Here is a 6252-nt window from a genome sequence, read left to right as displayed (position 1 = left end):
TGTCTTTACGGGTAGCCAACGGAAAACTTCTTCCGCACCAGGGATGGAACGGATGCGTAACCCGGAATTCCATGCGTGCTTGTCCGTCCGCACAACGTGCAGTCGCAGACTCATGAGAATCGTGGCGTCTGGGCTGACATCGAAAAGGCGACGCGCCAGTACGTCAAGCGTGCCAAGGGGCCGGTGTACGTCTACACGGGGCCGGTGTATGGCAGCAGCGGAGCGCAGGTCATCGGCAAGGGGCGGGTATGGGTGCCCTCGCACCTTTACAAGCTGGTGTACGACGCCGGGTCGAACAGGGCCTGGGTCCATTGGGTCGAGAATTCCAACGAGGCCCGTGCCAGCAAACCGATCAGCTACCGGGAACTGGTGCAGCGGACCGGCATTGACTTCCTGCCGGGGCTTGATCCCGGAGAGTAGCCCCGCAGGGCCCGCTGCCGGCGCGTCTCCATGATGTGCGGAGGCCATGCGAGACGTCTGGTCGCATGGTCCGAACATGACACGTCCCCTGCTGTCCTGGTATCTGTACCCGCGGCATGCTTGATCGGGAAGGCCGCTGCCAATGGTGGACAGGACTCTTCAGGGCCGGCCCTCGACGAGACCGGGGCGACGGTCCGAACTTCGTGCGCGACAGTGACAGGATTCCGGAGTCAAACGGGCGGATCGGATGGGGTGGCGTCCGCTGGGGAGCACACTGGAAGAGGCGCGGTATGCCCGTGCTGGCGACGGATTGCTCCCAGGTAGGCACTGGACGCTCGGAGCCTCGCATGGCCTGCCAGTTCTGCCACGTGTCTTCGCGCCGCGTGCTCCACGTCCGGCGCCAGCGGGCTGCCGCCTCGGATCGGTGCTGGCTCGCCGGTCAGGGCCTGGAAGGCGTGGTGTGCAGCCTCGTGCCGCAGGCCGTGTCCCGTCGCGCCGCGCTCGCGCCACGTCAGCCCGAACCTGGCCAGCACGTGATTGAATCGCCGCAGGTTCTGCTTCAGGTCCAGGGCAGGGTTGCCCAGGTGCGCGTCGGCGTGCTCGGCCACGGCCTTGGCCCGGGCCATCGACGACAGGCGCAGCGGCGAATCCAGCGGGATCAGCCGCATGCGGCCCCCCTTGGCGCCCGCCTTGATCCGGACGTAGAAGTCGGCTGCCCGCTCCGACTCCGACAAGCCCAGGGCCTCGGAGGGCACGGTGCAGGCACGCGGCCGCAACATCACGGCTTCCTTGCGCCGCAGCCCCAGCGCTCGCATCACGGCCAGCTGGGCCCCGACGTGGCGGTCGTGGTCGGCAATTCGCTCGATCAGCGCGTCGACGTCGATGCCATGGCCGCTCCAGCTGCGGTCGCGCTCCGCGGACTCGTGGCGCCGGTATTCCGCTGGCGTCAGCCCGAAATGCCCCGGTTCCCGCACCAGTCCCGGCTTGCCCAGCCACAGCGCCAGCCCACGCAGGAAGCTCAGGTAGGTCTGGATCGTCGCTGGCGCCAGCCGGTCCTGCTGCCACACCCGGACCATCGCCTGCACGTGCCGGTAGCCCAGGTTACGGGGATCGGGCAGCGTCCGGAAGCCGGCCTTGGCCTGCAGGTCGCGGAAGAAGCGGCGCAGGAACGTCGCGCGGTCGTGCCGGGTCTTGTGCGACACCGTCTTCTCCAGCGTTGTGTGGCCCGAGTTGTGGAGCGAGATCAGTACCTCCAGCACTTCCAGCGGCTTGAACCTGCCGGGCGGGTGGCGCGCCAGGATCTGCGCCGGGCTGGCGTCCGCCCAGTCCCGTTGGCGCTCGGGCTGGTCGATGCGGACGCCGGGCGTGATGGCCCCCCTGTGAATGCTGCGCCGGGTAGATAGCCTGGGCGTCTTCGGCATGCGAGGCCTCCTCGATGGAAGGGAACACGCCCTTGCGGGCCGTTGGGCGGAGTCCGTGCGTGAGCAGAACTGCCGGGAGCGGACCCCGGTCTCCGGCAGGGCATGGTCCAGCAGCCGACGACAGCGCGCGACCACGAGCACCACTGTCGCCACCCAGGGTTTCGCCGGCCCGTGAGGGCCGGCCCGGTCGGTCTTAAAAATGGACAGCTGATCCGGCCCGCGCACGAATTTCGGCGATCGCGGGGGAACGATGGCGGCGGCCCGCTGCAGGGCTGGCGCCACCGGCGCCGGACACGGTGGCCCGGGTGCCTCTTCGGATCGGTTTCTCCTTGACGTTTCCTTCCACCCGCATGGGTTGCGCCCCTGACCGGTGTCTCCAGGGCGCGTCCGGGTTGACGAGCGAGGGTCGCGCGGGGAGCCCATGGGCCACACGGCCGCGCGCGGTGCCGTGCACGTGCTCGACGAGGAAGGCGAAGCTCGGCGCCGGCATCGCTGCTGGCGGCAAGGCTGGGAGCTGGGGCGTGTCCAGCGGGAAACGCCCGGCCCGTGGACCGGCAGGCCGCCAAGGCCTGCACGGGCACCACTCGGGCCGTGACCATCGAACGCGATGGCGGCCATGCCGACGGCGGCCGGCGTACTGGAGGAGGGCGGGTAACGACCGCAACGCCTTTTCGACGACGCGATGTGTCCAGGGCAAGGAGCCTGCGGGAGAGGCTCCAGTGGACGTTCGCGAGGTCGGGCGGTCCAGCGGAAAGAGGGGCGGCTACGGGGGGCTTTCGGGGGCAGCAGATGTTTCACGTGAGCCGCACTTATTCGCACAAGGACCCGCCGAGGCGCCTTTTCCCCTCGGGTTGACGGCCTGGCCAGCGGCCTCTGGTTCCGCGCCGGTCGAACAGGAGCCCCGTCACAGGCCTCGCCGTGGCAGCACCTGCGAGCCGCGTCCTTGACGAGGCGTCTTCGGGTGGGACCCTGGTCCCGGCGGCAGCAGCGCCAGGCGCTGGCCGCCGCGGCAGGTCGGCCGGCAGCCGAACCGCAGCCGCACCGGACTCCCGCCGTGTCCGGACTTGAGCGCGAAAGCCCGTGTCCAGGACGTTTCATTCGCGCGGCGGGACCGGTGCGGCCGGCGAATGCTGGCCCTTCGTCAACCCAACGAGGAGTCCCGTCATGGACAGCGTGGTCAGGGCGGTGGATGTCGGCTTCGGCAACACCAAGTTCGTCACCGGCGTCTCGGGCAGCGAGGTCCGCTGCGGCGTCATCCCGTCGATCGCCTACCCGAGCGTGCGCGACCCGGCGACGCTGCCGGCGGCCGAGCGGCGCAGGACGATCGCCATTCCCATCAACGGCCTGTTCTACGAGGTCGGGCCCGAGGTGGAGCTGGCCAGCGACAACCTCTGCGGCACGCACCTGCACGACCGCTACACCGAGATGCCCGAGTACATGGCGCTGCTGCGCGGGGCGCTGGCGCTGATGAAGGTGCCGGCCATCGACCTGCTGGTGGTCGGTCTGCCGGTCGGGCACTTCATGGCGAAGAAGGCCGCGCTGGAGCGGGCGGTGGTCGGCACGCACGACATCGGCGGCGGACGCTCGGTGCAGGTGCGCAAGGCCTTCGCCGTGGCGCAGCCGCAGGGCGCGCTGCTGTACTACGCGGCCACGCACGGCCGCCTGGGCACCATCGCCCACGAGCAGAGCCTGATCATCGATCCCGGCGCCCGCACCTTCGACTGGCTCGTGGCGCGCGGCATGCGGCTGGTGCTCAAGACCAGCGACTCGGTGTCGCGCGGCGTGAGCGACATCCTGCGCGTCATCGCCAAGGACATCGGCACCGAGATCGGCACCCCGTACACCGACTTCGATGCCATCGACCGGGCGCTGCGCAGCGGCAAGAGCCCGATGGTCTACCAGAAGGCCTTCGACATCTCTCGGCTGATGCCCGTCGCCCACTCCCATGCCCAGCGCGCGGTGGGCGCGATGCTGGAGCGCATCCCGGCCGACTACAGCTTCCAGAACATCGTGCTGGTGGGCGGCGGGGCGTTCCTCTACCGCAAGGCGGTGCGGGAGGCCTTTCCGCGGCATCGCATCCACGAGGTGCGCGAGCCGATCTTCGCCAACGTGCGCGGCTTCCAGCTCGCCGGCATGAACTTCATGCGCCCGGCCGCTGGCGACGACGCGGCACCGGCGGACAAGGCGGCCCCGGCCTCCAGCGAGGGAGCAGGCGCATGAGTACCCCCAGCGCAAGGGACCAGGGGCCGCTGAGCATGCTCTTCGAGATGTCCAGGCAGGACAACCCGAGGCTCTACGACGACTTGATCCGGTTCAACAAGGGCCCCAAGCGGGTCAACCGGCTGCGCTTCCTGGCCCACGAGGGGCTCATGGCCCAGGGCTGGGCCCTGGTGCCGGCCGCTGCGCCGACCGCTCCCGTCCCGATTGCGCCTGCGCTGCCGTCAGCGCCGCGGACGGACCTGGGCGACCCCGCGGTCACCAACGCGCTTTTCAGTCCGCCCCTGCCGGAGTGACTCCGCGGCGCGGTGTGGCGGCAGGCGCCGGCAGGGAATGGGTCGCTTCCCCAAATGGCCCGCACTTGCGCGCCCGGATGTGCACGACTGGTGGTCACTTCCCCGGCTCCGGGCACGGGGCCGGGACACGCGCCAGCGGACGCTGTCACGCCCCCTGGTGCCGCAGCCAGGCAAGGCCATGCACGGGTGCCTGCCGGCCGGCGATGGCCGGGTGAGATGGTCGGCATTGATGAGCGCGCAGGCCCACCTTGCCACGGCAAGGCGCCTGCGGTAGCGGCATCCAGGTGGGTGACGACGCTGCCGGGCAGCGCGCCAGGCCGTGCAGGGGTTGCCGGAGGTGGCGCCCTGCCGCGGTCGGCTGCGCTTGCCCCATCCTGGTATGCAGAGACGGGTGGCAGGGCGGCGGCTTGCCCGCACTCCGGGCCGGGCATGGCAGGAGAAGCCACCGTCCAGGCCAGCGACGCATCCGCCCTGGACGGGCAGCGGTTCAGGGGGTGTGGTCGTCGGGCGCCGCCTTGCCGGCTGCGGCCGGCCGGCCCAGGAACGCAGCCCAGTGGTCCATGAGCCGGCGCCGCTTGTTGAACAGGTCGCCGCGCCGGTAGGCCGCCTCGACCTTGTCGCCGATGGCATGTGCCAGCGCCATCTCGGCCACCTCGCGCGGGAAGTGGGTGCGCTCGGCGGCCCAGTCGCGGAAGGTGGAGCGGAAACCGTGGGGTACCGCGGCGACCTGCATGCGACGCAGGACTGCCGCCAGCGTCATGTCGGAGAGCGGGCCGCCGCGGGGCGCGGGGAACACCAGCGGGTTGTCCGCCTGGCGGGGCAGGGCATCCAGCAGGGCCAGGGCCGCGGGCGACAGCGGCACCCGGTGCTCGCGCCCGCCCTTCATGCGCCCGGCCGGCACGGTCCACACCGCGGTGTCCCGGTCGATCTCGGGCCAGGTGGCGCCGCGCACCTCGCCCGAGCGGGCCGCGGTCAGGATGGCGAACTCCAGCGCCCGGGCGCCCATGCCGGGCGCGGCGTGCAGTCGGGCCATGAAGCCGGGCGCCTGGTCCACGGGCAGCGCGTCGTGGTGCTCGACCCGCGTCACCTTGCCCGGTGCCGGCAGCAGCTTGTCGAGGTGCCCGCGCCAGCGGGCCGGATTGGGGCCTTCGCGGGAGCCCCGGGCCGCGGCCCAGTCCAGCACCTGCTCGATGCGGCCGCGCACCCGACTCGCCGTCTCCGTCTTGGCCTGCCAGATGGGCTCCAGCACGGCCATGACGTGCTGCAGCTGCACGTCGCGCACCAGCAGCGCGCCCATGACCGGATGGGCGTAGGTTTCCAGGGAGTTCACCCACTGCTGGGCGTGCTTGGGATTGCGCCAGCCCGGGGCATGCGACCGGATGAACCTGGCCGTGCAGTCCCGGAAGGTGAGGGCCGCGGCGCGCTCGGCCTGCAGCCGCAGCCGGGCGGCACGGCTCTCCTCGATGGGGTCCACGCCCGCACGCACCTTGGTGCGGGCCGTGCGCGCGGCCTCGCGGGCCTGCGCCAGTGTCACGCCGGGATAGGCACCCAGGCCCATGTCCCGGCGCCGGCCGCCCACCACCATGCGAAGGATCCAGGTGCGGGCGCCCGTGGGCTTGACCTGCAGGGCCAGGCCGGCGACGCCGCCGACGAAGTGGAGCCCGGGCTCGACCAGGCGAGAAACCGCGAGCGCGCTGAGCTCAACTGCGACCCGACCCATGCCGAACCTCCGGATGCCTGACGGTCTTGCGACCCATCATGCTACCCATCAATTCTGGAGCGATTAGGTGCGCCTTGGTGGCACGTCGTGGGAGGGGAATTTGGCCTTTTTCCCTGTGGGACAGGGACTTATGGGAGGCCGTGAAACAACCCGGGGAGACCGGGTGGCGGAGGGAGCG

General features: G+C 71.0%; 6 protein-coding genes. 3 read left to right on the top strand and 3 right to left on the bottom strand.

Annotated elements, in window-relative coordinates; genetic code table 11:
• Positions 1-73 (bottom strand): DUF5372 family protein (locus tag FJ694_RS38125; protein WP_510513692.1); only part of this gene is annotated, 73 nt, incomplete at its 3' end.
• 2 nt (positions 74-75) lie between these two features.
• Between FJ694_RS38125 and FJ694_RS35745 the strand changes: the two genes are divergently transcribed.
• Positions 76-420, top strand: a complete 345-nt coding sequence (locus FJ694_RS35745) for a DNA/RNA non-specific endonuclease (protein WP_375140302.1) — start codon at positions 76-78, stop codon at positions 418-420.
• Between the two features lie 230 nt (positions 421-650).
• On the opposite strand, the gene FJ694_RS35740 is transcribed toward FJ694_RS35745, so the two are convergent.
• Positions 651-1841 (bottom strand): integrase domain-containing protein, encoded by a 1191-nt coding sequence (locus tag FJ694_RS35740; RefSeq protein WP_157272276.1) that lies wholly within the window; start codon positions 1839-1841, stop codon positions 651-653.
• 1164 nt (positions 1842-3005) lie between these two features.
• Between FJ694_RS35740 and FJ694_RS35735 the strand changes: the two genes are divergently transcribed.
• Together FJ694_RS35735 and FJ694_RS35730 are read left to right on the top strand one after the other, a co-directional pair.
• Positions 3006-4061 (top strand): PRTRC system protein D, encoded by a 1056-nt coding sequence (locus FJ694_RS35735; RefSeq protein WP_157272275.1) that lies wholly within the window; start codon positions 3006-3008, stop codon positions 4059-4061.
• Positions 4058-4354, top strand: a complete 297-nt coding sequence (locus FJ694_RS35730; RefSeq protein WP_157272274.1) for a hypothetical protein — start codon at positions 4058-4060, stop codon at positions 4352-4354. Before FJ694_RS35735 ends, FJ694_RS35730 begins: the two co-directional genes overlap by 4 nt.
• Positions 4355-4841: 487 nt before the next feature.
• Here FJ694_RS35730 and FJ694_RS35725 read toward each other — a convergent pair whose 3' ends face one another.
• Positions 4842-6074, bottom strand: coding sequence for a tyrosine-type recombinase/integrase (locus FJ694_RS35725; RefSeq protein ID WP_157272273.1), 1233 nt, complete (start codon positions 6072-6074; stop codon positions 4842-4844).
• Positions 6075-6252 lie beyond the last annotated feature (178 nt).

Origin of the sequence: Azohydromonas aeria, assembly GCF_009760915.1 — a bacterium.
Lineage (GTDB): Bacteria > Pseudomonadota > Gammaproteobacteria > Burkholderiales > Burkholderiaceae_C > Azohydromonas > Azohydromonas aeria.
This window is presented reverse-complemented; position numbering and strand designations above follow the sequence as displayed.